Origin of the sequence: Rhizobium redzepovicii (assembly GCF_019793435.1) — a bacterium.
In the GTDB taxonomy this organism is placed as follows: domain Bacteria; phylum Pseudomonadota; class Alphaproteobacteria; order Rhizobiales; family Rhizobiaceae; genus Rhizobium; species Rhizobium redzepovicii.
This window is the reverse complement of record NZ_JAILYH010000066.1, coordinates 1-793: the sequence shown is the minus strand read 5'-3', so window position 1 is coordinate 793 and position 793 is coordinate 1. Positions and strand designations below refer to the sequence as shown.

Sequence of the window (793 nt, the reverse complement as noted above, 5' to 3'; positions counted from 1 at the left end):
CGTAAAATGCGATTTGACGCAAATCTGACATATCGCCTTCCTTCTTTCGTTCCATCCATCGCTGAGTAAAAGGCAGGCAGCTCGCGCCGCCTCGCATGGCAATCTTCAAAACCCGTGCCATGTGGGCCGATCGAGCCAAAGGAAAGATCCTTTTGTTGGGTTTCAGAAAGTTACTCCGAACCACCACAGGAAACTGCCAAACAAACCTAATGTCGCCGATCAGACAAAGCCGACAGACGGTGTCGTGATGGCATCACTTGCACCGCTAGAGCAAATCCTGCTCAATCTGGGTCATATCCAGCGGCCTTAAGGTAGTTTGCGCATTCTGCCGCAGTGAAGCGAGGTATCAAGGCCCCGACCGCATCCCATAGAGCATCGATCTTTCGCTCGGCTCGGCCTCGCAACATGGCTTTCAGCTTCGAGAATGCGTTCTCGATTGGATTGAAGTCCGGACTATAGGGCGGCAGGAACATGAGCTTGGCGCCGGCACGTTCGATGGCATCGCGGACACCGGCTATCTTGTGTGCAGGCAGGTTATCCATAATGACGACGTCGCCGATCTCCAGGGGCGGCACCAGCACCTGTTCGACATACGCAAGGAAGACGTTGCCGTTCATCGCGCCATCGTAGACGAATGGGGCGGTCATTCCGCTGAGGCGCAACGCACCGGTAAAGGTCGTTGTTTTCCAATGGCCATGTGGCACGCCAGCTCGGCAACGCTCACCTCGAAGTGCACGTCCGCGTAGCCGTGCCATCTTGGTCGAAAGGCCGGTTTCGTCGATGAAGATCAGCT

Annotated in this window: 1 protein-coding gene; it reads right to left on the bottom strand. The window is 55.6% G+C overall.

Annotation, left to right across the window (positions count from 1 at the left end; genetic code table 11):
* Positions 1-281: 281 nt before the first annotated feature.
* On the bottom strand, positions 282-793 hold a 512-nt coding region (locus K6N12_RS33585), incomplete at its 5' end, for an IS630 family transposase (RefSeq protein WP_222149175.1).